Genomic DNA, 24823 nt, shown 5'->3' with positions numbered 1-24823 from the left:
CTGCTCAGGCCCAGAGCCGGGGCGCGGATAAAAAGCAGACGTTCAAGCCCCGGCTCTTGGTCGCTCCAGAGGCGGCTTCGTCATCATGGACAATCCGGGCAATCACAAACGGCGAGCCGTCCGAACGGCAATCCGAAACGCCGGAGCCAGGCTCCTGTTCCTGCCCCCTGCAAGCCCGACCTCAATCCGATCGAGCAGGTCTTCGCCAAGCTCAAACATCGGATGCCCAAGGCCGCAGAGCGAACAGGGCGTTATTCGGCGAAAGGCCGGTCTATCGCCACTTGCGGCCGGGTAAACCATTGCGCGCCGGTTTCGGTGACATGGAAATGATCCTCCAGCCGGATGCCGAAGCGCTGCGGCACCACGATCATCGGCTCGTTGGAAAAGCACATGCCCGGCGCAAGCGGCGTCTTATCCCCGCGCACCAGATAGGCCGGTTCATGGATCGAAAGGCCGATGCCATGGCCCGTGCGATGCGGCAGGCCGGGCAAGTGATAGTCTGGGCCAAGTCCCGCCTTCTCAAGCACGGCCCGTGCCGCCGCGTCCACGCTTTCACAAGGGGCGCCGGGCACGACGGCATCGAAGGCCGCCTGCTGCGCATCCTTTTCCAAGGCCCAGATGTCGCGGGCCTGCTGGCCCACTGATCCAAAAGCGTAGGTGCGCGTGATGTCGGAATGATAGCCCTCGATCGTGCAGCCCGTGTCGATCAGTACCAGTTGGCCCTCCTCCAGCGCGCGGTCGCCCGGCAGGCCGTGGGGATAGGCTGTCGCCTCGCCAAACTGGACGATGCAGAAGTTGGAGCCTTTTGCGCCCAGCCGACGATGCGCCTCGTCGATGAAGCGGGTCACTTCGCTTGCCCTGATACCGGGGCGCAGGATGCGCGCGGCGGCGGCGTGGACATTCAGCGTCATTGCCTTGGCCTGTCGCATCAGCGCCAGTTCGGCGACGGACTTCACCATGCGGCAGCCGCTGATGATGGGGGTGGCATCGACCAGAGCCGCCGGCGTCGCGGCGCGCAGCCACTCGGCGAAGTGGAAAGGCAGTTCAGGATCGACAGCCACCGTGCGCACGCCGGCCTCCGCCAGCGCATCGACCACCAGCGCGACCGGATCTTCATCCTCCTGCCAGGACCGGATATCGGCGCTGATCGCCAGATCCGCCTCCAGCGTACCGATCTCGAAATGCGGGCAGATGATGATCGGCGTGCGCCCGGGCAGCAGCAGCATCGCGACCAGTCGTTCGCTCTGCCCCCAGGGCAGGGCAGAGAAATAGCGCAGGGACGCCCCGGCATTGACCAGCAGCGCCTGCGCGCCGATGCCGTCAGCCAGCACCTGTGCCTTGTCGAGGCGCGCCAGACGCTCCTCCAACGCAATGGGTGCGGCGCGGTCGGCCCAGGGGTGCAGGCGATCCAGTTCGATCTCTGCGGTCGATCCACCAATCATGACAAGTCCTTATGCAAAACGCTCGATATCGAACAACGAGTTGGACAGCTTTGGCGCCGTTCCCGTAACCAGCGCCGTCACCAACTGCGCGGTGATGGGGGCCAGTGTAAGCCCCAGATGCTGATGCCCAAAGGCATAATAGAGATTGTCCGCCCGGTCCGAACGTCCGATCGCCGGCAGATAGTCGGGCAGCGTCGGGCGGCAGCCCATCCAGCGGGTGAAAGGGCCGCGGATCGGCAGGCCCAGTTCTGCCACATGCCGTTCCAGCCGCTTCCATTTGCGCGGGTCGGCCGGGGCGCCGACGTGGTTCAGTTCCACGAAGCTGGCGGCCTGTACGGTGTCGCGGTATCGGGTCACGATCATCGAACGATCCTCGAACACGACCGGCGGCAGGTCGGCGGGCCAGTCGGCGGCGTCCGCGCGGATATGATAGCCGCGCTCGGCGATCATCGGCACCTTGTGGCCCAGCGCCTCCATCAGCGGGCGGGAACGGACGCCGGCGCAGAGGATGACATGGTCGGCGTCGATACCGGGTATCTCGACCCGACCGCCGGTGCGGCGCAAAGTGGCATTCCGCCCGACAATCTCGCCGCCACCCGCCACAAGGGCCGCGCGAAGGGCAAGGCGCAGGGCGGAAAGGTCCGCAATCTGGCCACTGCCCGAAAAGCGGATCGCACCCGCGGGCGGCTGACCGGTAAGCCGCGACAGTTGCGCCAGTTCCGGCACGGACACGTCATGCACCTGCGCCGTCCCGGTATCGGCGGCTGCCCAGCCGACGCGGCCGTCTTTCGCCGATTGCGCCGTCTGCCAGAGGACATAATGACCATCCCGCCGCAGCAGGCCCGGCTCGCCGATGCGATCGACCAGCGCCTCCCAACCCGGCATGGCCTGCGCCAGCAACCCGCGCAGGGCATCGCTACCCTGACGAAACCGCGCCGGTCGTGCCGCCGCCATCAACCGCAGACCAAAGGGCAACCACGCGCCCATCGCCGACAGCGGGAAGTCCAATGCACCACCGCGCCAGAAGAGGCGGCGTGGCACGCTGCGCAGCAGAGCCAGCGATGCCAGCGGCTCCACCTGTTCGACCGCGATATGGCCGGCATTGCCCCAGGAGGCGGCCTGCCCGTCCGCATCGTCGTCGATCAGTATCACGGACCGTCCGGCGTCCAGCAGCGCCAGCCCCACGGCCAGTCCGACGACGCCGCCGCCGACTATCGCTAAACGCCCCACAAAAACTCCATTGCATCGCCTCTTCAATATCGTATACGGTATATCAACTGAGCAGATAGCGCACAAGGCCTAAGCCGACCATGTACCGATTTCGTCCCTTCTCCAGCATGCGACCGGCCGATGCCGCGCCGCGCGCGCGAGTCGTGACATTTTCGGACAGACGGACAATAGCCGCGCTTTTGCAGTGCAATAGGCGATTATCTACCATATACGGTCAAGTTGAGGCGCATTTTTCCCGCGTCGCAGCGCCCAATATGGAGACAGACAGGTGACCATCGTCGTCCGCACGCTTTCCGAACGTATTTTTGAAGTGATCCGCGAACGGATCGTGGAAGGAAAGCTGCCCGATCGCGAGCCGGTTCGGCAGGATGCGCTGGCCGCCGAACTGGGCGTCAGCAAAATCCCCTTGCGCGAGGCGCTGGCGCGGCTGGAGCATGAGGGGCTGCTGACCAGCCAGGCCAATCGTGGCTGGTTCGTGCGGCCCATGTCGGCCGATCAGGCGGAGGAAATCTACCTGTTGCGGCTGGCGACCGAACCGGTCGCCGCTGCCTTTTCCTGCACGCGCACGACCGAAGGTGACAGGCAAGCGGCCATCGACGCCTTCAAGCTGCTGGATGCGGCGGCCAATGACGACCTGAACGCCGTTGCCGTGCGCAACCGGGAATTCCATGTCGCGCTGGTGCGGCCGGGCGGCAGGCTGCTGACGACCCAACTGGTCGAGCGGCTCGAAGTGCTGGCGGAACGCTATGTGCTGGCGCATCTGGCGCCGGCCGGTCGCGGCGACCGTGCGCATCTGGAGCATCAGGCGCTTCTCGATGCCTGGCTCGCCGGCAATGCCGACGCGGTACAGGCGCTCCTGACCAGCCATATCGCCAGCACCCTGGACGACCTGCGCGCGCAACTCGCCGCCAGCCATACGCAATGACCATATAATAGGGGACTTCATGCTCGGACCACGCAAATCCATCGAGTCACTCGCAAGGCGCGAGTCCGGGCATAGTCTGGCCAAGACATTGAGCTGGCCGCACCTGATCGCTTTGGGCGTCGGCGCGATCGTGGGCACCGGCATCTATACGCTGACCGGCGTGGGGGCCGAACGCGCCGGGCCGGCCGTCATCCTGGCCTTCGCCATTGCCGGCGCCGTCTGCGCCTGCGCCGCGCTCGCCTATGCCGAAATGGCGACCCTGATCCCGGCAGCGGGCAGCGCCTATACGTTCAGCTATGCCGCGATGGGCGAAACCATCGCCTGGATCGTGGGCTGGAGCCTGATCCTGGAATATTCGCTCGCCTGTTCGACCGTGGCGGTCGGCTGGTCGGGCTATCTGGTCGGCTGGCTGCAATCGGCGGGCATTCATCTGCCCGCGATGCTGCTGGTAGGCCCGCATGGCGGCGGCCTCATCAACCTGCCCGCCGTCATGGTGGCGCTGGCGGTGATGGGCATGCTGATCGCAGGCACCCGCGAAAGCGCGACGCTCAACATCATCCTGGTCATCATCAAGCTCATTGCGCTGTCGATCTTCGTTGCCATGGCGCTGCCCGCCTTCCAGTCCACCAACCTCGAACCCTTCATGCCCTATGGCTTTGCCAGCACCGAGATCGGCGGCGAAAAGCGGGGTGTGATGGCGGCGGCGGCGATCGTCTTCTTCGCCTTCTACGGGTTCGACGCGGTCGCCACATCGGCGGAGGAAGCGAAGAATCCGGGCCGTGACCTGACCATCGGCATCATCGGATCGATGCTGGTCTGCACCGTCATCTATATGGGCGTGGCCGTCGCGGCCGTTGGCGCCCTGCCCTTCCAACAGCTTGCCAATTCGCCCGAACCGCTGGCGCTGGTGCTGCGCCAGTTGGGCCAGCCGGTCGCCGCGCATCTGATCGCGCTCGCCGCCGTCATCGCCCTGCCCTCCGTCATCCTGGTAATGATGTATGGCCAGAGCCGCGTATTCTTCGTCATGGCGCGTGACGGCTTGCTGCCGCGCAGCCTGGCCAAGATCAGCCCGCGCACCGGCGCGCCGACCCGCATCACGCTGATTACCGGCGTATCGATCGCATTGGTCGCCGGGATCTTCCGCCTGGACGAAATTGCCGAACTGGCCAATGCCGGCACGCTGATCGCCTTCATGGCGGTGGGTGCCTGCCTGATGATCCTGCGCCGTCGTTCGCCCGAATTGCCGCGCCTGTTCCGTTGCCCGCAACCCTATGTGGTGGGGACGCTGACGATATTGGGCTGCGCCTATCTGCTGTTCAGCCTGCCCGAATCCACGCTGATCCGCTTTGGAGCGTGGAACGTGATCGGCTTGCTGTTCTACTGCTTCTACAGCCGCAGTCGCAGCGGCGCCCGGCAGGAGGAAGCGGCCAACTGACGGCCCCGCCCTCCCTTTCCATTGTCGTTTTTCATTGATCCAACGAGGAGATCGCGATGACGCGCGCCCTTTTTGCTGCCACAGCCTTTGCCACTATCGCCCTATGCGCGGCCATGCCTGCATCCGCCAGGACCGCCTTCGACGGCATCTGGCTGTTCGACAAGGCGCCATCCACACCCGGCGTCACCATGATGGAGGTGACGAGCAAGGGTGCCAAGATCAAGGGGCGCGTCACGACGCTCTGGTACGGCCCGGTCGAGATGATGAATCCACGCATCGAGGATGGGACGCTGCTGTTCGAGGCGCGCAACATCAATGATCGCGATCATCCGACCCGCAACTGGAGCGTCAGCCTGAAGGACGGCAAGCCGCATCTGGAAGGACAGATATGGGAAAGCGCGATCGCGATCGACGGCTATCGCGGCACGGCGAAGGATGCCAAGGCCCGCGCTTTCCGCTTCGCCGCCTTGCCACCGATGGGCCAGCCCATTCCCAGCAGGCTGGCTGCGACGCCGCCGATGGGCTGGAGCAGCTGGAACAAGTTCGCCGAGCATATCGACGACAAGACGGTGCGCGCCATGGCCGATGCGATGGTGTCGAGCGGCCTGCGCGATGCGGGCTATCGCTACATCAACATCGACGATGGCTGGCAGGGCCAGCGCGATGCCAGCGGCGTGTTGCAGCCAAACGAGAAGTTCCCGGACATGAAGGCGCTGACCGACTATGTCCATGCCAAGGGGCTGAAGATCGGCATCTACAGCTCGCAGGGACCGCGCACCTGCGCCGACTATGAGGGCAGCTATGGCCATGTCGCGCAGGATGCGAAAAGCTTTGCCGACTGGGGTTTCGACTATCTGAAATATGATCTCTGTTCAGGCGAATGGTTCTATGCCGACGCAGACACGGTCAAGCGCAGTTACCATGAGATGGGTGCGGCATTGCAGGCGACCGGGCGGGAGATGATCTATTCGCTGTGCGAATATGGCCGCTTCGACGTTGGAAGCTGGGGCCGCGATGTCGGCGGACAATTGTGGCGCACCACCGGCGACATTACCGACGATTATGAGACGATGGCCAGGATCGGTTTCGACAAGAATGGCAACGCCGCCCATGCCGGGCCGCACGGCTGGAACGACCCCGACATGCTGGAAATCGGCAATGGCGGGATGAGCGCCGACGAATATCGCACCCATATGACGCTGTGGGCGATGTCCGCCGCGCCGCTGATGATGGGGCATGACCTGCGCGAGACGGATGCCGCGACACTGGCGATGCTGACCAACCGCCGGGTCATCGCGATCGACCAGGATGCGCGCGGCGTACAGGGCAAGGCCGTGCGCAAGCAGGGTTCGCTGGAGGTGTGGGCCAAGCCTCTGGCGGACGGGCGCGTCGCGCTGGCCCTGTTCAATCGCGGCGCCGAAGCTGCGACCATGGCCCTGACGGCGGCGGATGCCGGTCTGTCCTCGATCACGCAGGTCGAGGATCAATGGTCCGGCGCTACGGCCATCGCCCTGCCTGCCAGCTATGCCGTGCCGGCACGCGGCACGGTGATGGTCGTGGTCAAGGGACGGTAAGAAGGCGGAGAGAGAAAGATGCGCATGTGGATGCACTCCAGCGCGACCGGCGCGCTGATCGCCGGCCTTCTTCTCTCTCCCGCCCCGGCGCAGAGCAGCCCGCCCGAATGGGAGCAGCCGGACGTGATCCGGCAGGGCGCGGAAGCCATGCATGCGACCTTCGCCGGGTTCGAGACGCGCGCGGGCGCACTGTCGCGCGATGTGGCACGGTCCCGCTATCATCTCTCGCTGGACGGGGACTGGCAGTTCCACCTGTCGCCCAACCCGGAAAGCCGGCCAGTCGACTTCTACCGCCCCGACTTTGATGCAAGCAAATGGGGCACGATCGCGGTGCCCGGCATCTGGCAGGCGGAAGGCTATGGACGTCCGGTATTCGTGGGCAGCGGCTATCCCTTCCCGCGCGATCAGCCGAAGATCGCGCATGGCCTGAACGAGGTCGGCTCCTATCGGCGCGAAATGACGATCCCGGCGCATTTTGCCGGGCGCCGGCTGCTGCTGACCGTGGGCGCGGCCGGGGCGGCCTATTATCTCTGGGTCAACGGGCAGAAGGTCGGCTATTCGGAAGATAGCAAATTACCCGCCGAATTCGATATCAGCCGCTACGCCAGGCCGGGGCGTAATGTCGTGGCGATCGAACTTTATCGCTTTGCCGACGGCAGCTATCTGGAAGATCAGGATTTCTGGCGGGTCAATGGCATAGAGCGCAGCATCAGCCTCTATGCCGCCCCACCGACCCATATCCGTGACCTGACAGTCGACGCCGGGCTGGATCATGGGTATCGCGACGGGCGGCTGGGGCTGACGGTCGCGATCGGCGGCGCACCCGCCGCGATGCGCGTGCGGGCCACCTTGCTGGACGACGCAAAGAGCCTGCTGGTGCGCGAGGCGACGGGCAACGGCGCGGTCAGGATGGACGCCAGCCTGCCAGGGGTGAAGGCATGGACCGCCGAAACGCCCAACCTCTACACGCTGGTGGTCGAACTGCTGGACGACAAGGGCAAACTGGTCGAGGCGACCAGCCGGCGGATCGGATTCCGCACGGTCGAGATCGCCGGTGGCGAGGTAAGGGTGAACGGCAAGCGGATCATGATCCGCGGCGTCAACCGGCACGAACATGATCCCAAGACCTTCCGCATCGTTTCCGAAGCGACGATGCGCAAGGATATCGCGCTGATGAAGGCCGCCAACATCAACGCGGTGCGCACGTCCCATTATCCCAACGACCCGCGCTGGTATGATCTGGCCGACGAATATGGCCTCTACATCATGGACGAGGCCAATATCGAGAGCCACGGCTATCTCAGCCTCTCACAGGAGCGGAACAACGATCCGTCCGTGCTGCTGGGCAATGATCCCGCATGGCGCGCCGCGCATCTGGACCGGGTGCAGCGCATGGTGCGGCGCGACCGCAATCATCCATCCGTCATCTTCTGGTCGCTGGGCAATGAAACCGGGATCGGCGACAGTTTCGAAGCGGCGGCCAAATGGGTGAAGCAGGAAGATCCGACGCGGCTCGTCAGCTTCCTCGGCTGGAGCATGAGCGGCTGGCGCCATCCGGTGAACGCCTATGTCGACATCTTCGCGCCCATGTATGACGATGTGCCCAAGATGATCGACTATGCGCGCGATCCGGTCTTCAAGCAGCCGCTGATCCTGTGCGAATATGCGCATGCGATGGGCAACAGCCTGGGCGACCTTGAGGGCTATTGGCAGGCGATGCGGGCGCATCCCAAATTGCAGGGTGGCTTCGTGTGGGACTGGGTCGACCAGACCATGGTGCTGCATGACAAGGACGGGCGTCCCTATTGGGGGCAGGGACCGGACTATGATCCCGATCCCAAGGCGCCCGGCGTTCATGGCGACGACAGCCCGGTGGGCGACGGCGTGATCCAGTCCGACCGGACCCCCGATCCCGAATATCATGAACTGGCCAAGGTGCAGGCGCCCATCGCCTTTGTGGCGGATGGCAGCGGCTATCGCATCCTCAACCGGCACGACCATATCGACCTGTCGCGCTTCACGCTGGACTGGACGGTGATGGAGGACGGCATCGCCGCCGCCAGTGGTAGCCTGCCCATGCCTGCCGTCGCGCCGGGTGGCAGCGCGCAGATCCCTCTCTCCCTGCCGGCGTCGAAGAACCTGGCGGCAGAGCGGATATTAGTGCTGCGCGCACGGACCAGGGCGGGCGCCGTGCCGACGCTGCCGATGGGGCATGTCATGGGATGGGACCAGTTCGCCCTCAACGCCCCTGCCCTGCCCGTGCCACCCGCCGGCGCGGTCGCACCGGTCGAGACAGCGGAAACGCTAAGCCTGTCCGCCGGCAATAGCGTGCTGGAAATCGACCGCGCGACCGGTCTGGTGCGGCGCTATGCACGCGGCGGCACGACTTTGCTCAGTGGCGGAGCGCCCAATTTCTGGCGCGCACCGACCGACAATGATGTCGGCGCCGGCATTCCCAAAAGCCATGCCATGTGGCAATATTTCTCCGATCATCGCCGGGTCGAGGCGATCGAGCGATCGGGCAATGCCATTGTCGTGCGCCATGACATGGGCGTGGGATCGGTCAAGGTCGAAACCCGCTGGACCATGGCCGCCGATGGCCGGGTCGGCGTGAAGATGCGCTTCGATCCGATCCGCGACACCTTGCCCGATCCCTTGCGCGTCGGGCTGGCATTCGACACGCCCGCCGCGCTGGATCGGGTCGCCTGGTACGGTCGCGGGCCGCAGGAAACCTATGCGGATCGCAAGAGCGGCGGACTGATCGCGCAATGGCGTGGCAGCCTCGCTGACCAGTATCATGACTATGCGCGCCCACAGGAATCCGGGAACAAGAGCGACGTGCGCTGGATCGCGCTGAGCGGCGCCGGCACCGGATTGCGCATTACCGGCGCGCAGCCGCTGTCGGTCAATGCGCTGGCCTTTCCCTATGCGGATCTGGCGATGAAGCCGCCGGGGCAGGCGCATAGTTCGGACATTCACCCGCATGACCATGGCACGCTGCTGATCGATGCAGCGCAGGCGGGCGTGGGCGGCGACACCGGATGGAATACGGACGGTCGGGCGCATATGAACTTCCGCATCCCGCTGCGATCGCTGACCTACAGCTTCACGATCGACGCTGCCCGCTGATCCCATCCTGCGCCGTGTAGAAAACCCGCCTGCACGCGCGATGCAGGCGGGCCTTTTTATGTCTGCTGGCCGGGGACTTGCCCCGGCCAGCCGGTCTTTTAGAAATTCACCGTCGCACCGATGAAGATGTTGCGGCCAAGTGCGTCATAGACACCGGGATAGGTGTTGCCATTGCCGAAGGAGGACAGGATGCCCGCGGCGATCGCCGGCGGATCCTTGTCGAACATGTTGTTCATGCCAGCCCGCAGCGTCAACTGCTTGCCGATCGACTGGGTCAGCGACAGATCGAAATAATTATAGTCGTCGATCTTGCGGTTGATGACGCTGGGCGTGCCGCTGAGCGATGCGTTATCCGACAGGCTCGACAGCTTGGTGCCGCCGATATGGCGCCAGGACAGCGAGAGCACGGTGTCGCTCGGCGCCATCCAAGTGAAGCGCGCGACATGGCGCCATTCGGGCGAGGGCTGGCCGCAGGTGTAACCGAACAGCCCCTTGCAGTCATAGCTGCCCAGACCCGGCAACGGTTGCGCCACCTGCTCGGCCAACCAGGTGCCGACCATGTTGACATTGAACCGGCCCATCTTGCCGATGCCAAAGGTGTAATCGGCAGTGATGTCGATGCCCGAAGTCTTCAGATAGCCGGTGTTGAGCGTGGTCGAAACGATATAGCCATTCTGGCCGAAGATCGCGCCCGACCGGGGATCGCGGTTGAAAAGGCCGCAATAATAGGCATCGCCCGTTTCGGCGCACTGGCTGATGATCAGCGAAGCGTCGAGCGCGCCGATATAGTCCTTCACCTTGATCTTGTAATAGTCGACCGACAGCGAGAAGTTGCGGAGCGCGCGCGGCGTCAGCACGAACCCCGCCGTGATGGTATCGGCGGTTTCGGGCCGCAGATTGCGATTGCCGCCACCCAGAGCCGAGCAGGTATCCGCCGGACATTCGACGATATTGCCATATTGGGCGGCAGTAACGCCGGTGAGCGCGCAGGTCGCTTCCGATGCGACCGGGTCCGAACCGGAGCAGGGGTCCTGCCCCGCGACGTTGCCCACCGACTGCGATGCGAACAGTTCGCCGATATTGGGCGCGCGAATGGCATGGTTGTAACTGGCGCGCAGGCGCAGATCATCGACCGGCTGCCAGCTCAGTTCGCCCTTGTAAGTCCAGACATTGAATTTCGACTTGAAGCCGGTCGACTTCTGTTCGTTGCTGTAGGACGAGTAACGCAGGCCACCATTGATCGTCAGCGAGCGGACGAACGGCACGTCGGAAATCAGCGGGATTTCGATTTCGCCATAGCCTTCGGTCACGCTGATGATGCCATCCGCATTGGTGGCGCCGCCCTGCTGGGCGATATCGTCGGCGAAGAAGGCCAGCGTCTCGCGGCGATGTTCAGCGCCGAGTGCGATGCCCACGCCCCGGCTGGCCCATGGGCTGGTAATGCCCATCTGGCCCAGGTCGCCACTCAGCGTACCGGAGAAGACCTGCTGCGAATTGCGCGAAGAGGTATTGCTGGGGGTGAAGAGATAGGCGCCCTGTTCAGCAGTCACGCCGCCGGACGAGAACACATTGACCGGGATACAGTTGGGATCGGTGCCATCGACCACCGATCGGCAGGTGGGCACGCCATTGACGGTCACGACATCCAGCGCGCGCTGCGCCTTCACCGCGTCGACATTGTTGAGATAGCGTTCCTTGAAGCGGACCAGCGAGTAGAGATAGTTCACGTCATAGCTGAAACCACTGCCCAGATCGCCGCGCACGCCGGCGCTGTAGCGATAGTCGGTATGTTTGAGGTCATCGCGGCGCGGGGCGATCGACATGCGATAACCGACCAGCGCGTCGGCCGTCTGGTCAGTCCCCGCCTTGCTGCCGCACAGCGTATCGAGCTGGCTGGCGCTGGCCAGCGGGTTGTTGCACGAAATGGCGAAGGGCGAGCCGAGGAAGATGGCTGAGGGCGCGACCTGCGAGAAAGTATGGTCACGCATGAACATGAAGCTGCCATAGACTTCGGCCGCCTTGCTCAATTCGAACTTGGCGAAGGCCCCCGCCGTGATACGCTCGTCGGAACGCTGGAAATAATTGTCCGGCGCGTAATTATAGGCATAGCTGTTGTCATAGGGGACGAAGGTCTGGGTGCCGTCCTTGTTGTTGGTCAGGGTCTGCCCCTGAAAGGCACCCTCCAGCGGAACGAAAGTGCCAATCGGCGTATTGCTCGACCCACCGCAGAAAAGCGCAGTGCCGGCGTCGTCGGCCTGTTGCAGCGCGCAGGATGACACGTCGCGGTTCGACTGGCGCACCGGATCATAGTGGCGGTAGCCGGCATAGGCGGTGATATTGCCGCGACCGTCGGCGAAATTCTTGCCCGCCGACACGGTGATGTCCTGCTTGCCGCCGTCCATGACCGAGCCGTTCGCCTTGCGATAGCCCTTGTCGTCCAGCAGACCGCGCACCGCGCTGTTGTTATTGTCATGCTGGTAGAAGCCGGTCTGGGCGTCGATGCGGATACCGTCCAGATTGTCCTTCAACACGAAATTGACGACACCGGACAGCGCGTCCGAACCATAGACCGCCGATGCGCCGCCGGTCAGGACGTCTACACGCTCGACCAGGCTGCTGGGCACGAAATTGAGGTCGATCGCCTGCTGCGGCAACATGCGCTGGCCGTTGACCAGCACCAGCACGCGGTTCGCGCCAAGGTTGCGCAGGTTGATATTGGATGTGCCGTCCGATCCGTTGGACACATTCTCGTTCGCGTCGGCCGTGAATTGCGGCAGGCGGTTCAGCACGCCTTCGACGGTCGTCGCGCCCTGATAGCGGAACTCTTCGGCACTGACGACGGTCTGGGGGCTGTTGCTTTCCAGATCGGGTCGCTTGATGCGCGTGCCCGTCACCACGATTTCGGATGCGCCGGCCGACTCGCCGTCCTGCGCCAGCACTACCCCCGGCACCAACGCTGCGACAGCCACTGCGCAGCTTAATTTTACACGGTAATTCCGCATTTTGTGTCTCCCTGACCTTTTTTTCAGGCGGGATGCTGCGGCAATAACAGCGCAATGTCAAATATTGTATACGAAATATATTATGCGGACGGTGCAATCGCCCCGCGATCCGGATCGACGCACAGGCGCCAGTCCGGACCGCAGGGAGTGTAAATGGGGTGTCAGGCTACGGCCATATTGCCCATCATGACATAGTCGAGCTTGCCCGTGCCCAGCACCGGCAGCGCGTCCAGTTCGCGAATGTCCCGCGGAATGGCGAGTTCGGTCACGCCATTGGCGCGGCCCCAGGCCTGAAGCTCGCCCGCCTTCGCCCCCTTGCGCGTGGTGAACAGCACCAGTTGCTCCCCTTTGCGCGCGTCCGGGCGGGTGACGACGGCATGATCCGCGTCGGGCCAAAGCGCCGCGGCATAGCCCTCCACCGCGGGCAACGACACCATCTCGCCGCCGATCTTGGCGAAGCGCTTGGCGCGACCACGGATGGTGACGAAACCCTCGCCGTCGATGGTGACGATGTCGCCGCTGTCGTGCCAGCCCTCTTCCGGCGGTTGCAGCACGCCCGGCGCATCCGCCTTCATATAGCCGGCCATGATGTTGGGGCCACGGATCGCCAGGCGGCCACCTTCGGCAATGCCGGGCACGTCGTCCAGCTTCGCCTCGATCCCCGGCAGCAGGCGGCCGACGGTGCCGGCGCGGAAGTGCATCGGCGTGTTGACCGCGATCACCGGCCCCGCCTCGGTCGCGCCATAGCCTTCCAGGATGCGCAGGCCGAACTTGTCGGCATAGGCCTTGCGCGTTTCGTCCCGCACCCGCTCGGCGCCTGCAAAGATATAGCGCAGCGAGTAGAAGTCATAGCCATGGGCCATGCGGGCATAGCCCGACAGGAAGGTGTCGGTGCCGAACAGAATCGTCGCATTGCTGTCATAGGCGAGCGCGGGAACGATGCGATAATGCAGCGGGCTGGGATAGAGCAACGTCTTCACCCCGTGCAGGATCGGCAGCAGCGTGCCGCCGGTCAGACCGAAGCTGTGGAAGACCGGCAGCGCATTCAGCACCATGTCCGCGCTGTTGAAATCGATCCGCGCGGCAAGCTGGCGGCAGTTGGACAACAGGTTGCGATGGGTCAGCACCACGCCCTTGGGCAGACCTTCCGATCCGCTGGTGAAAAGGATGACGGCCGGCGCGTCAGGGGCGATGCGCAGGCGGCGATGGCTGTAGCCGGCAAAGCGACTGGCGATCAGCGCGCGTAATTTGGCGCCGGTGCCGATCGTCGCGCCGATATCCTCCAGCCAGAGAACGGTCAGCCCTTCGGCTTCGAGCGCGGCGACGATGTCGCCCAGTTTCGCCTGATCGACGAAGGCGCGGGCGGTGACGATGGTGCGTATCTGTGCGGCGGCGCAGGCTGCCTTCAAATTGGTGAGGCCGGCGGTGTAATTGAGCATCGCCGTTACCCGGCCGTGCGCCTGAAGCGCGAAGAAGGTCGCGACCACGGCCGAGACATTGGGCAGCAGCACGCCGACCGCCTCCCCCTGCCGGCTCGCCGCCGCCAGGGGACGACCCAGCGCCAGACTGCCGACGACCAGCCGGTTGTAGCTCATCGGTTCGCGCTTGACGTCTTCCACGACCGCCGCCTTGCCGCCATTGATATGCCGTGCCTCCAGCAGCGCCGCGAACAACGTCTCTTCGGTGTTCGAGGTGGCGAAGATCATCTCGCTCATCTCGTCATAGAGACGGCGACCGGCGATCGCACGGCGGGCGCGGGCGGTCATCTCGCCCTCTATGCTGAAACGGCGGGGCGGCAGCACGGTCAGCCTGATCTTCGGGAAGCTGCGCAGACGCACCTTGCCGCGCAGGCGGGAAAAGGGCGTATATTGCGCACCGTCGATGCGAACGGGGATGATCGGCGCGTCGGCTTTGTCGGCGACCATGCCGGGGCCATCGAATATCTTCATCAGCGCGCCGGTGACGGTGATGCGGCCTTCCGGGAAGATGACCAGGGTCCGCCCTTCGCGCACGGCTTTCACCATGGCCTTGGCCGCCATCGGGTTGGTCGGATCGACCGGGAAAGCATCGAACAGCGCCAGGAAGGGCTTCACCCACCAGGCCTTGGCGATGTGCGTGTTGACCGCAAAGGTCGGCTTGCCCGGCAGGAAAGCGGCGAGCAACAGCCCGTCGAGGAAAGACACATGGTTGACCACGACCACGGCAGGCGTACCGGCGCGGGGCATATGCTCCTCGCCCGACAATTCGATGCGATAGAGGAAGCGCAGCGTTGCGCGCACGATCGCCTTGATGATGGTTTCAGGCAGCAGCCAGCAGGAGATGAGCGCGATCGTCAGCGTGGCAAAACCCAATGTGCCGATGATGCCCGGCACGCTTTCGCCCCGCGCCAGCATCAGCGTCACGACCAGAACGACCGCGACACTGACGGCGGCGTTCAGGATATTGTTGGCGGCGATGGTGCGCGATCGTTCCTCGCGCGGGGCGTGGGTCTGGAGGATCGCATAGAGGGGGACGATGAACATGCCACCGGCAAAGGCGATCCCGAACAGGTCGATGAGGATTGGCCAGCTTCCGGGCGTGTCGATGAAAGCTGCAATGCCGGCATCGCGCGTCACCGGCACATAGGCGCTGGTGGAAAGCCAGAGATCAATCATGAAGCCGGCCAGCGCCAGCGCCGAGATCGGCACGAAGCGGGCGGAAACTTCACCCGAAAGCAGGCGATTGACGAGCAGCGACCCCAGCGCGACACTGAGCGAGAAGACAAGCAGGAACAGTTGCGCGACATCCTGACTGGCTTGCAGCACCCCGCTGACCAGCGGAGCGAACTGGGCCAGAAGCACCGCGCCCACCGCAAAGAACCAGCTTATCCCAAGAATGGACAGCCAGACGCCACGGCCATGGCGTGCCGCCTTCAAAATCTGCCATGTGCTGCGAAATATGTTGGGGTCGATCCGCAGCCCCTGCGCGACTGGCGGGGCAGGCGGTACGGCCAGGCTGACGATGAAGCCGAGCAGCGCGACCGCGACGGCGGTCACGCCGGCTATCCATGCCGGCAAAGTACCTGCTGCACTGGTTCCGACGATGTCGGCCAGCCAAAGCGGCGCCTTGGCGCCCGTCAGGGTTCCGCCCAGCAACTGGCCACCCAATATGGCCAGGAAGGTGCCCGCTTCGACCAGACCGGTCCCGCCCATCACCTCCTTCGGGTGGAGATGCTGCGGCAGGATCGAGAATTTGACCGGGCCGAAGATAGTCGAATGCAGCCCCATGAAGAAGAGGCAAGCCAGCAGCAGCGGCACCGATTCCAGCCAGAAGCCGAGCAGCGCCGTGGCCATGATGACGATTTCGGCCGCCTTCACCGCACGCACCAGCTTTGCCTTGTCCCAGGCATCGGCAATCTGCCCCGCCAGCGCGGAAAAGAGGAAATAGGGCAGGATGAACAGGCCCGTCGCGATCGTCGCCAGCAGCCCCGCCTTGTCCGGCTCGGCCCGGAACAGGACGAAATTGGCGAGGAACAGCAGCGCGAATTTCAGCAGATTATCGTTGAACGCCCCCAGGAACTGGACAACGAACAAAGGCGCGAAACGCCGTTTTCCCAGCAGCGACAGATCCGGTGCAGACATGAACAATACCCCCTGATGGAGTGCCTGTAGGCGACAAATATAGACGGGCCGTTAACCCCCGGCGGAGCATGCCCAGCCCGCCGGCGCGATCGCCTGCCCGTCGCGTCTGCATTGGGAATATCCATTAATTGAACAGTGGTCAATTAAATAATTAGACAGTGTTAAATTAAATTTCTAGATGGAACCCATGGGCAGGCGATCCGATCATAGCCGCGCGGAACTGGAAGCGCTGATCCTGGAGGAAGGGCATCGACACATGGCGCAGGTCGGCTTCGCCCGCTTCTCCGCGCGCGAAGTGGCCAAGCGGATCGGTTATGCCGTGGGCACGCTCTACAATGTGTTCGGCAGCTATGACCTGCTGGTCGCGGCGATCAACACGCGGACGTTCGAGCAATGGGCGCAGCATCTGGAGCACCGGCTGGCTGGCCCGTCTACCGATCGCATCGCGGCTCTGGTCGCGGGTTATTTCAGCTTTGCGTCGGAGCAGATGAACCTGTGGACGGCGATCTACGATCATCGGTTGCCGGTTGGCATGGCGATGCCGGACACGCTCGCCCAGCGGCGCGGTGCGCTGACCGAGGTGATCGTGCGGGAGGTTGCAGCGGTCCTGCCGGATGGCCATCGGGACAACGCCCCGCGCCTCGCCCGCTCGCTGGTCGCCACCGTGCACGGCCATTGCGCCTTCGCGCTCAATGGCAGCTTCGCCCTGCTTGGCGAAACCGATCCGCTCGGCATGGCGACCGCGCGGGTCAAGGAAGCGCTGGCGGCGGCGGGCGCGCGCTTCTAGAGCGCGCTGCGTTAAATCCGATGCAGGTCGCGCGCTCTAGTTTTTTGTTTTCGCATCGTTTTAAGCCAAAAACCGGTTCCCACTTTTCCGCACGATGCTCTAGGCGGAGGCAGGCCGCAACGGTCGGCGCCGCGCTACGCCGATGCTCTTCGCCATCCATGCCAGCACGATCAGGACCACGAGCATGTCCACCAGTAATATTATCGGATACCCAGCGCCGCGAACTACCCCATGGGCCATGAACAGGACGAGGATCGATCCCGCCAGCCCGATCCGCAACGACGCCCTGGCCTTCTCCCGCAGGCTGAGCGCCACGATCCAGCACAGCGTGGTCAGCAGCCAGTAAGTGGCGACCGCCGGCACCGGCGCGAACAGCAGCAGCACCGCTACCGTCGCCATGACGATCGGCTGGCCCCAGATGATCGCCGCCCACAGCGCCTCCAGCCTTGGGGTGGCACGCCCCTGCTCTCGGCGCCGCGCCAGCCAGACATTGCCGCCAGTCGCGACGATCAGGGTCAGCCCCATGCCCAGCAGCGCATAGATGATCTTGAGCGCCACCCCGCCATAGGTACCGTAATGGAGCGGGGTAATCATGCCATAGATGCGCATCCCGGCATTGCCGTCGGTCAGGCCGGCCCGCCATTTGAAGCGACCATCGGCGCTGAACAGAAAGGCCTCATTGCGGGCGAGATGGCGCGGCGCGGCGACCATGATCCGCACCTGCTGCCCGACGGTGCCGGCATGTTCGATCGCCAGTTGCGTCACGGCCGCGCCCGGCGCACGTAGCTGAATATCGCGCAGCATCCGGGCCACGTCGGGTGGTGGCGCAGCGCGCGTATCCGCGCCGGCCTGCGGCCCAAGCAGCGAAGCGATCGCCTTTTCCTGATCGCCCTTATAGGCGACCATCGCCAGAATGATGGTGATGAGGCCGGCAAGGCCGAGCAGCGACCCGGTCAGCGCCACGATCAGGTGAAAGGGCAAGGCCCATACGCCAACGCGATTATGCAGGTCGGCATTGGTCAGCCGCCGCGACCCGCCCCAGCGCAGGCGAAAGGCGTCCTTCAGGATACGGCGGTGCGCCAGCAGGCCAGTGACGATGCTGGCCAGCAATATGGTCCCGAAAATGCCGACGATATAGCGACCGATCGCGCCCGGCAGGGTCAGGTTGAAATGCAGCAACTGCATATAGTCCAGCCAGGGCGTTTCCGCATGCGGCACCAATTGTCCCGCTGCATCGACATTCCAGTCGCGATGATCCCCCTTTTCGCCATAGCCGTACACGGTCATACGCGGCAGTTCGTCCGTGGGCATCTGCATGTAGATGTCATGCGCCACGCCCGCCGCCTGCGCCCTGGCAAGGGCGCGGACGGATATGGCGGCGATGTCCGCATCCGACAGGCTGGCGATGGCCGGCGCATCCGGTCGTTCCCAGATGCTGATCTGATCCACCAGCACCAGGATCGACCCGGTCAGGCACAGCACATAGATGATTGCGCCGAACAGCACGCCAAGCAGGCCATGGCCCTCCATGGCGGCGCGGGTGAGGCTTTTGGGTATCTGCATGGATCAGGCCGTGATGAAGGTGATGCCGGCGCTGGTCGCAGCGAGGCCAAGGAAAACGCCGATCTGAAGCAGCAGCCGCCGGTCGCACACCGTCCAGGCGATCGCGCCGCACCAGAGCGAGGGCATGGCGAGCGCGGCGAGGATGAGACGTGTCTGCTCGGCCAGCGGCGCGCGCGTGGCGAAAAGCACCGCCAGGCCGATCGCGGCGGCAAAGCCCAGCAATCCCGCCGTCAGCGCCCGCGCAATCCCACGGCCATGGCGGCGGCGCGGCAACGGCGGCGCAATCCGATCCCGCACGACTTGCGCCGGCCGCACCTCGATCCGGGTGAGGATGAAGGCAAGGGCCAGCAATGCCGCCGTCTCCAGCGCCAGCGCAATGCCGATTTCCGGCCCGAAACCGGCGATCCATGCCCAGGTCGACAGGCCCCAGAGCGCGACGGCGCCAACCACCACGCGCCAGCCCAGCGCATGGCGCGTCCACGCCCGCCAGCACAGCACTATGCCGGCCAATGACATGAACAGCGCCGTGGCAATCAGAAATGCCGCCCCCATGACCCGGTCCTCCTGTCACGCCTATATTGCTACTGATATTGACTCGCAACATTTATGTTTATAGGCCGCCCTCATCTTGTGGGGGGATACATCATGCTTTTTCCTTTTCTCAGCACGGCCTTGCTGCTCGCCGGCACGGCACCTGCGGCCTATGCGCAGGCGGCTGCTGACGCCAATCCGGCCGGACCATCGGCGGACAACAGCGAAATCATCGTCACCGGACAGAAGACCAACCGCACGCTTCAGGAAACGCCGGCCAGCGTTGCGGTGGTGACCAGCGAATCCATCAGCAACCAGAATCTGCTCAGCGTCTATGACATATTGGAACGGACGCCCAATCTGGCCGTGGACGGCAACAAGACGACCTTCTCGATTCGCGGCATCGACGCCTTCAGCGTGTCGGGCGGCGGGGATGGCGCGCTGGCGAGCGTCTATCTGGACGGAGCCGTCATGCCGCGCACGGCACTGACGGCCGGGCCGCTCGACCTCTATGACATTGCGCAGGTGGAAGTGTTCCGTGGCCCGCAATCGACCGTGCAGGGCCGCAACGCTCTGGCCGGCGCGGTCATCATCCGCACCACCGATCCCAGCTACGCATGGAGCGGTCGCTTTCGCGCGCTGATGACGGACAAGGATGGCCAGCGCCGGGTGGGCGCCGCGATCGGTGGCCCTCTGGTCGATGGACAGGTCGCCTTCCGCCTCGCGGGTGAGATTTCTCGTGCCGATGGCCTGATCCACAATGTCACCACGCACAAGGACGCCGATCGCCGCGAGTCGGAGACGATCCGGGCCAAATTGCTGCTGACGCCCGACTTCCTGCCGGACCTGCGCATCGTCGCGACCTTCATGCACGACCGGCACCAGCGCGGCATGTTCTACAGCGAGTTCGATGCGCCCTATAATGGCCGCGACCGGATCGCCACCGAAGACGTCATGGACGACCAGACGGTGAAGAGCGATATCGGCACGGTAGAGGTCGGCTATGATCTGGGCGGCGGGCTCAGCCTCACCTCCGTGACCAACTATAGCGACATCCGCTTCCGATCGGTCGGCGATCCCGATCGCGGACCGACGCCGGGCCAGACCAGCCGCGTCTATGATCCGGACAAGACCTTCCAGCAGGAACTCCGGTTCAACATCGACAAGAGCTGGGTCCATGGCCTGATCGGCGGCTATTATCTGCGCGACGACAATCGCGGCTATCAGTTCGAGGCGACGCAGAGCCTGAACCTCACCCGGCTAGGCGTCGACCGGCAGTTGCTGGCCATGGGCCTGCCGCAGGCCACGGTGAACGCCGTGCTCGACCTCTATGGCGGCGTGGTTCCGATCCGCAACAGCCTGTCGCAACCGCGCCTGACCGAAAATTACGCCGGATTCGCCGACCTGACCTTCCCCGTCACGGATCGCCTGCGGATCAATGTCGGGCTGCGCTACGACCATGAAACGCAGGAGCGTGGCGCGATCCAGACGGTGGTAATCGACCGGGCGCTGCCTGATCCCGCAAATCTGCCTATCCCCGCGCTGGCGCCGATCGTCACGCAGCTCAATGCCATATTGCGGGCGACGGCGGCGGGCGCCAACAGCGTCGAACCGGTACGACCCGTCACCTATACCGCCTGGCTGCCCAAGATTGGCCTGACCTATGATGTGGCGCAGGACGTATCGCTCAGCTTCACGGCCCAGCGCGGCTATCGCGCCGGCGGTTCGGGCCTGAACCAGCAGCGCGCGCAAGCCTATGATTTTGATCCAGAATACACCTGGAATTACGAATTCGCGCTGCGGTCGGAATGGCTCGAACGCCGCCTGACGCTCAACGCAAACGCCTATTGGATCGATTGGAAGGACCAGCAGGTGTCGGTCCAGTTGACCCCCGGCGCGGTGTTCGACACGCAGGTCGTCAATGCCGGCAAGTCGCGCCTCTATGGCGCCGAGGTCGAACTGAGCGGCCGGCCGACCCGGACGCTCAATCTCTATGCCGGCGCCGGCTACAGCAATACCAGGTTCCAGGAATTCAACGTCACCGTCGGATCGCTGTCGGCGGCGGCGCAGGGTAATGAATTTGCCCGCGCCCCGCACTGGACGCTATCGGGCGGCGCCACCTTCCATCATCCCAACGGCTCGTTCGCCAATCTGAACGCCAATTATCGCAGCGCTTATTATCAGGACACGGTCGATCAGGCGTTTCGCGACATTCCCGCACGTACGCTGGTCAATGCCAAGATCGGCTGGCAGGGCCAGCATTTCGGTGCATTCCTGACCGCCAGCAACCTCTTCAATGTGCAGAAGCCCAGCCAGTTCTTCACCGATTTCGACGGCCGGGTGCGCGGTACGCTTACCGATCCGCGCATATTGGGGCTGAGTTTCGAGGGTCGCTTCTGACAGCCTGATCCAAAAACAATGGCCCGGCGCCCTCCGATGGGGAGCCGGGCCATTTTCATGACCGCGAACGGTCGTTCGATCAGCCGATCTTGCCGAGCAGGCTGTCCACCGCGACCTTTGCATCGCCATAGAACATCCGCGTATTCTCCTTGTAGAAGAGCGGGTTCTCGATCCCGGAATAGCCGGTGCCCTGCCCGCGCTTCGACACGAAGACCTGCTTGGCCTTCCACACTTCCAGCACCGGCATGCCGGCGATCGGCGAATTGGGATCATCCTGCGCGGCCGGATTGACGATGTCGTTGGAGCCAATGACGATCACCACGTCGGTCGACGGGAAATCCTCGTTGATCTCGTCCATTTCCAGCACGATGTCATAGGGCACCTTCGCCTCCGCCAGCAGTACATTCATATGGCCGGGCAGGCGCCCCGCCACCGGGTGGATCGCGAAGCGCACCACCTTGCCCGCCGCGCGCAGCTTGCGGGTCAGTTCGCTCACGCTCTGCTGCGCCTGCGCCACCGCCATGCCATAGCCCGGCACGATGACGATGCTGTCCGCATCGTTCAGCGCCGAAGCCACGCCATCGGCGTCGATCGCGATCTGCTCACCCTCGATCTCCGCCGCCGGGCCGCTGGTGCCGCCAAAGCCGCCCAGGATCACCGACACGAAGCTGCGATTCATCGCTTTGCACATGATATAGCTCAGGATCGCACCGGAAGAGCCGACCAGCGCGCCCGTCACGATCAGCAGGTCATTGCCCAGCGTGAAGCCGATCGCGGCCGCCGCCCAGCCGGAATAGCTGTTCAGCATCGACACGACGACGGGCATGTCCGCGCCGCCGATACCCATCACCAGATGGAAACCGATGAACAGCGCCAGCACCGTCATCGCGATCAGCACGGTCAGTTCGCGGCCCTCGACCCCGATATTGCCGACATACATCACCAGCAGCACCAGCGAGGCGATCGCCGCAGTCGCATTCAGCACATGACCGCCCGGCAGCTTCTTCGCCTTGCCGTCCAGTTTGCCGGCCAGCTTGCCGAAGGCGACGATCGATCCGGTGAAGGTCACCGCGCCGATGAAGATGCCCAGAAACTCCTCGACTTTGAGGATATTGATTTCGACGGGCGTCTTGTGCGCCAGCACGCCGGCAAAGCCGGTTAGGGCCGCCCGCGCGGCAGGATCGAGCGCGGTCACCGTTTCCAGTTCGAAATGCGCATTATAGCCGATGAAGACGGCAGCCAGACCCACGAAGCTGTGCAACGCGGCGACGAGTTGCGGCATTTCCGTCATCTGGACCCGCACCGCCACGACCCAGCCGATGACGGCGGCGACCGCAAAGGTCGCGACCACGATCGGCAGATTGGCTGCGCCGGGGCCGAACAGCGTGGCCACCACAGCCAGCGCCATGCCGGATATGCCATACCACACGGCGCGCTTGGCGCTTTCCTGATCGGACAGGCCGCCAAGGGATAGAATGAAAAGGACCGCAGCGGAAATATAGGCGGCGGATACCACACCGATATCAAACATGGATCGTCCCCCTTACGACCGCTGGAACATGGCAAGCATCCGGCGCGTGACCAGGAAGCCGCCCACGATATTGATCGACGCGATCAGGATGGAAATCGTCGCCAGCACCAGGACGATCCTGCTCGACGATCCGACCTGAAGCATGGCCCCCACCACGACGATCCCCGAAATCGCGTTCGTCACCGCCATCAATGGCGTGTGCAGCGCATGGCTGACGTTCCAGATCACCTGGAAGCCCACGAAGCAGGCCAGCACGAAGACGGTGAAATGCGCCATGAAACTGGCCGGTGCGACCGCACCGACCGCCATCAGCAGCACAGCGCCGGCGATCAGCGTCGTCACCTGCGACCGGGTCTGCGCCTTGAAGGCGGCGACGTCCCGCGCCCGCTTCTGCTCGGGCGTCAGTTCCTCGGCTTTGGGCTTGGGCTTCTGCGCCGCGATCGCCTTGATCTTGGGCGGTGGTGGCGGGAATGCGACGCCCCCCTGATAGGCGACGGTCGCGCCCCGGATCACGTCATCCTCCATATTATGGACGATCACGCCATCCTTGCCCGGCGTCAGGTCGGCCAGCATATGCCGGACGTTGCTGGCATAAAGCGCACTGGATTGCGCCGCCATGCGGCTTGGGAAATCGGTGTAGCCGATGATCGTCACGCCATTGGCAGACACGATCTTCTGATCGGCGACCGTCAGTTCGCAATTGCCGCCGCGTTCGGCCGCCAGATCGACGATGACCGATCCGGGGCGCATCGCCTCCACCATATCCTTCGTCCACAGCACCGGCGCGTCCCGGCCGGGGATCAACGCGGTGGAAATCACGATGTCGACATTGGGCGCGAGTTCGCGGAACTTCTTGAGCTGCGCTGCGCGAAATTCCGGGCTGGACGGCGCAGCATAGCCGCCGGTCGTCGCCCCGTCCTGCTGCTCCCCGGCAAAGTCGAGATAGACGAACTGCGCGCCCATCGATTCGATCTGCTCGGCCACTTCCGGCCGCACGTCGAAGGCCAGCGTGATCGCGCCGAGCGAGGTCGCGGCACCAATCGCCGCCAGACCCGCGACGCCCGCGCCGATCACCAGCACCCTGGCCGGCGGCACCTTGCCCGCCGCCGTCACCTGACCGGTGAAGAAGCGCCCGAAATTCGCGCCCGCCTCGATCACGGCGCGATAACCGGCGATGTTCGCCATGGACGACAGTGCGTCCATCTTTTGCGCGCGCGAAATGCGGGGCACCATGTCCATCGCCAGCACATTGGCGCCGGTGGCATTGATCGCTTCCAGCTCTTCACCGCGCTGGCCGGGGTAGAAGAAGGAAATCAGCGTCTTGCCTGGCGTCAGGCGCGCAGCCTCGGCCGCTTCGGGCGGGCGGACCTTCACGATCACATCCGCCTGTGCCCAAAGTGCCTCGGCGCCGGCGACCACGGTCACGCCTGCCGCGCGATAGGCCTCGTCGCCCAAACCCGCTGCCGCACCGGCCCCGCTTTCGATCAGGCAGCTATGGCCCAATTTCTGCAACTGCGCGGCGCTGTCAGGCGTCAGCGCAACACGCGCCTCGCCTTGCGCCGTCTCTCTGGGTGCCCCTATCTTCACGCTTGCCCTCCTCCCCTTTTTACGGCCACACGGTTCTTGCCCCGTACATGCCTATCTTGGCGGCTCC

At 64.3% G+C, this 24823-nt stretch carries 14 protein-coding genes and 1 pseudogene; 7 read left to right on the top strand and 8 right to left on the bottom strand.

Annotated elements, in window-relative coordinates; all coding sequences use genetic code 11:
- Positions 1 to 70: 70 nt before the first annotated feature.
- Positions 71 to 330: pseudogene (locus ASE85_RS23625) on the top strand (transposase); the annotation flags it as partial.
- On the opposite strand, the gene ASE85_RS21245 reads toward ASE85_RS23625, so the two are convergent.
- Both ASE85_RS21245 and ASE85_RS21240 read right to left on the bottom strand, forming a co-directional pair.
- The gene (locus ASE85_RS21245; protein ID WP_056693592.1) at positions 252 to 1442 is read right to left on the bottom strand and encodes a M24 family metallopeptidase; all 1191 of its coding nucleotides are present in this window, start codon (positions 1440 to 1442) and stop codon (positions 252 to 254) included. The pseudogene ASE85_RS23625 and the gene ASE85_RS21245 sit on opposite strands and share 79 nt — an antisense overlap.
- Positions 1443 to 1451: 9 nt before the next feature.
- Entirely contained in the window at positions 1452 to 2672 is a 1221-nt protein-coding gene (locus ASE85_RS21240; RefSeq protein WP_056693591.1) for an NAD(P)/FAD-dependent oxidoreductase, read from the bottom strand.
- A 268-nt stretch (positions 2673 to 2940) separates the two neighbouring features.
- On the opposite strand from ASE85_RS21240, the gene ASE85_RS21235 reads away from it, so the two are divergent.
- Genes ASE85_RS21235 through ASE85_RS21220 form a run of 4 tightly spaced genes read left to right on the top strand, consistent with a single transcriptional unit; the run spans position 2941 to position 9735 of the window.
- Positions 2941 to 3597 carry a GntR family transcriptional regulator gene (locus ASE85_RS21235; protein ID WP_056693588.1) on the top strand — a complete coding sequence of 219 codons (657 nt, stop codon included), beginning with the start codon at positions 2941 to 2943 and terminating at the stop codon, positions 3595 to 3597.
- A 19-nt stretch (positions 3598 to 3616) separates the two neighbouring features.
- Positions 3617 to 5032, top strand: a complete 1416-nt coding sequence (locus tag ASE85_RS21230; protein ID WP_056693586.1) for an amino acid permease — start codon at positions 3617 to 3619, stop codon at positions 5030 to 5032.
- A 56-nt stretch (positions 5033 to 5088) separates the two neighbouring features.
- Positions 5089 to 6606 carry a glycoside hydrolase family 27 protein gene (locus ASE85_RS21225; protein ID WP_056693583.1) on the top strand — a complete coding sequence of 506 codons (1518 nt, stop codon included), beginning with the start codon at positions 5089 to 5091 and terminating at the stop codon, positions 6604 to 6606.
- An 18-nt stretch (positions 6607 to 6624) separates the two neighbouring features.
- On the top strand, positions 6625 to 9735 hold the full coding sequence (locus ASE85_RS21220) for a glycoside hydrolase family 2 TIM barrel-domain containing protein (protein ID WP_235523655.1): 3111 nt from the start codon (positions 6625 to 6627) through the stop codon (positions 9733 to 9735).
- A 98-nt stretch (positions 9736 to 9833) separates the two neighbouring features.
- Here the strand turns inward: ASE85_RS21220 and ASE85_RS21215 are convergent, their stop codons facing one another.
- Together ASE85_RS21215 and ASE85_RS21210 are read right to left on the bottom strand one after the other, a co-directional pair.
- Positions 9834 to 12737, bottom strand: coding sequence for a TonB-dependent receptor domain-containing protein (locus ASE85_RS21215; RefSeq protein ID WP_056693576.1), 2904 nt, complete (start codon positions 12735 to 12737; stop codon positions 9834 to 9836).
- Between the two features lie 161 nt (positions 12738 to 12898).
- Positions 12899 to 16357, bottom strand: a complete 3459-nt coding sequence (locus ASE85_RS21210) for an acyl-[ACP]--phospholipid O-acyltransferase (RefSeq protein ID WP_235523654.1) — start codon at positions 16355 to 16357, stop codon at positions 12899 to 12901.
- A 187-nt stretch (positions 16358 to 16544) separates the two neighbouring features.
- Between ASE85_RS21210 and ASE85_RS21205 the strand changes: the two genes are divergently transcribed.
- A complete protein-coding gene (locus ASE85_RS21205; RefSeq protein WP_056693685.1) occupies positions 16545 to 17144 on the top strand; it encodes a TetR/AcrR family transcriptional regulator in 600 nt (199 codons plus the stop codon).
- A gap of 99 nt (positions 17145 to 17243) precedes the next feature.
- Here ASE85_RS21205 and ASE85_RS21200 read toward each other — a convergent pair whose 3' ends face one another.
- Positions 17244 to 18707, bottom strand: coding sequence for a PepSY-associated TM helix domain-containing protein (locus ASE85_RS21200; RefSeq protein WP_056693573.1), 1464 nt, complete (start codon positions 18705 to 18707; stop codon positions 17244 to 17246).
- A gap of 3 nt (positions 18708 to 18710) precedes the next feature.
- The gene (locus tag ASE85_RS21195; protein WP_056693571.1) at positions 18711 to 19259 is read right to left on the bottom strand and encodes a hypothetical protein; all 549 of its coding nucleotides are present in this window, start codon (positions 19257 to 19259) and stop codon (positions 18711 to 18713) included.
- A gap of 93 nt (positions 19260 to 19352) precedes the next feature.
- On the opposite strand from ASE85_RS21195, the gene ASE85_RS21190 reads away from it, so the two are divergent.
- Positions 19353 to 21638 carry a TonB-dependent receptor gene (locus ASE85_RS21190; RefSeq protein ID WP_082462966.1) on the top strand — a complete coding sequence of 762 codons (2286 nt, stop codon included), beginning with the start codon at positions 19353 to 19355 and terminating at the stop codon, positions 21636 to 21638.
- Between the two features lie 79 nt (positions 21639 to 21717).
- Here the strand turns inward: ASE85_RS21190 and ASE85_RS21185 are convergent, their stop codons facing one another.
- Both ASE85_RS21185 and ASE85_RS21180 read right to left on the bottom strand, forming a co-directional pair.
- Positions 21718 to 23169, bottom strand: coding sequence for an NAD(P)(+) transhydrogenase (Re/Si-specific) subunit beta (locus ASE85_RS21185; RefSeq protein ID WP_056693568.1), 1452 nt, complete (start codon positions 23167 to 23169; stop codon positions 21718 to 21720).
- 12 nt (positions 23170 to 23181) lie between these two features.
- On the bottom strand, positions 23182 to 24756 hold the full coding sequence (locus ASE85_RS21180; RefSeq protein WP_056693566.1) for a Re/Si-specific NAD(P)(+) transhydrogenase subunit alpha: 1575 nt from the start codon (positions 24754 to 24756) through the stop codon (positions 23182 to 23184).
- Positions 24757 to 24823: the final 67 nt, after the last annotated feature.

Source organism: Sphingobium sp. Leaf26 (assembly GCF_001421665.1).
Taxonomy (GTDB): Bacteria; Pseudomonadota; Alphaproteobacteria; order Sphingomonadales; family Sphingomonadaceae; genus Sphingobium.
Note: the sequence above shows the minus strand (reverse complement) of the source record. Positions and strands in the feature narration are given on the sequence as shown.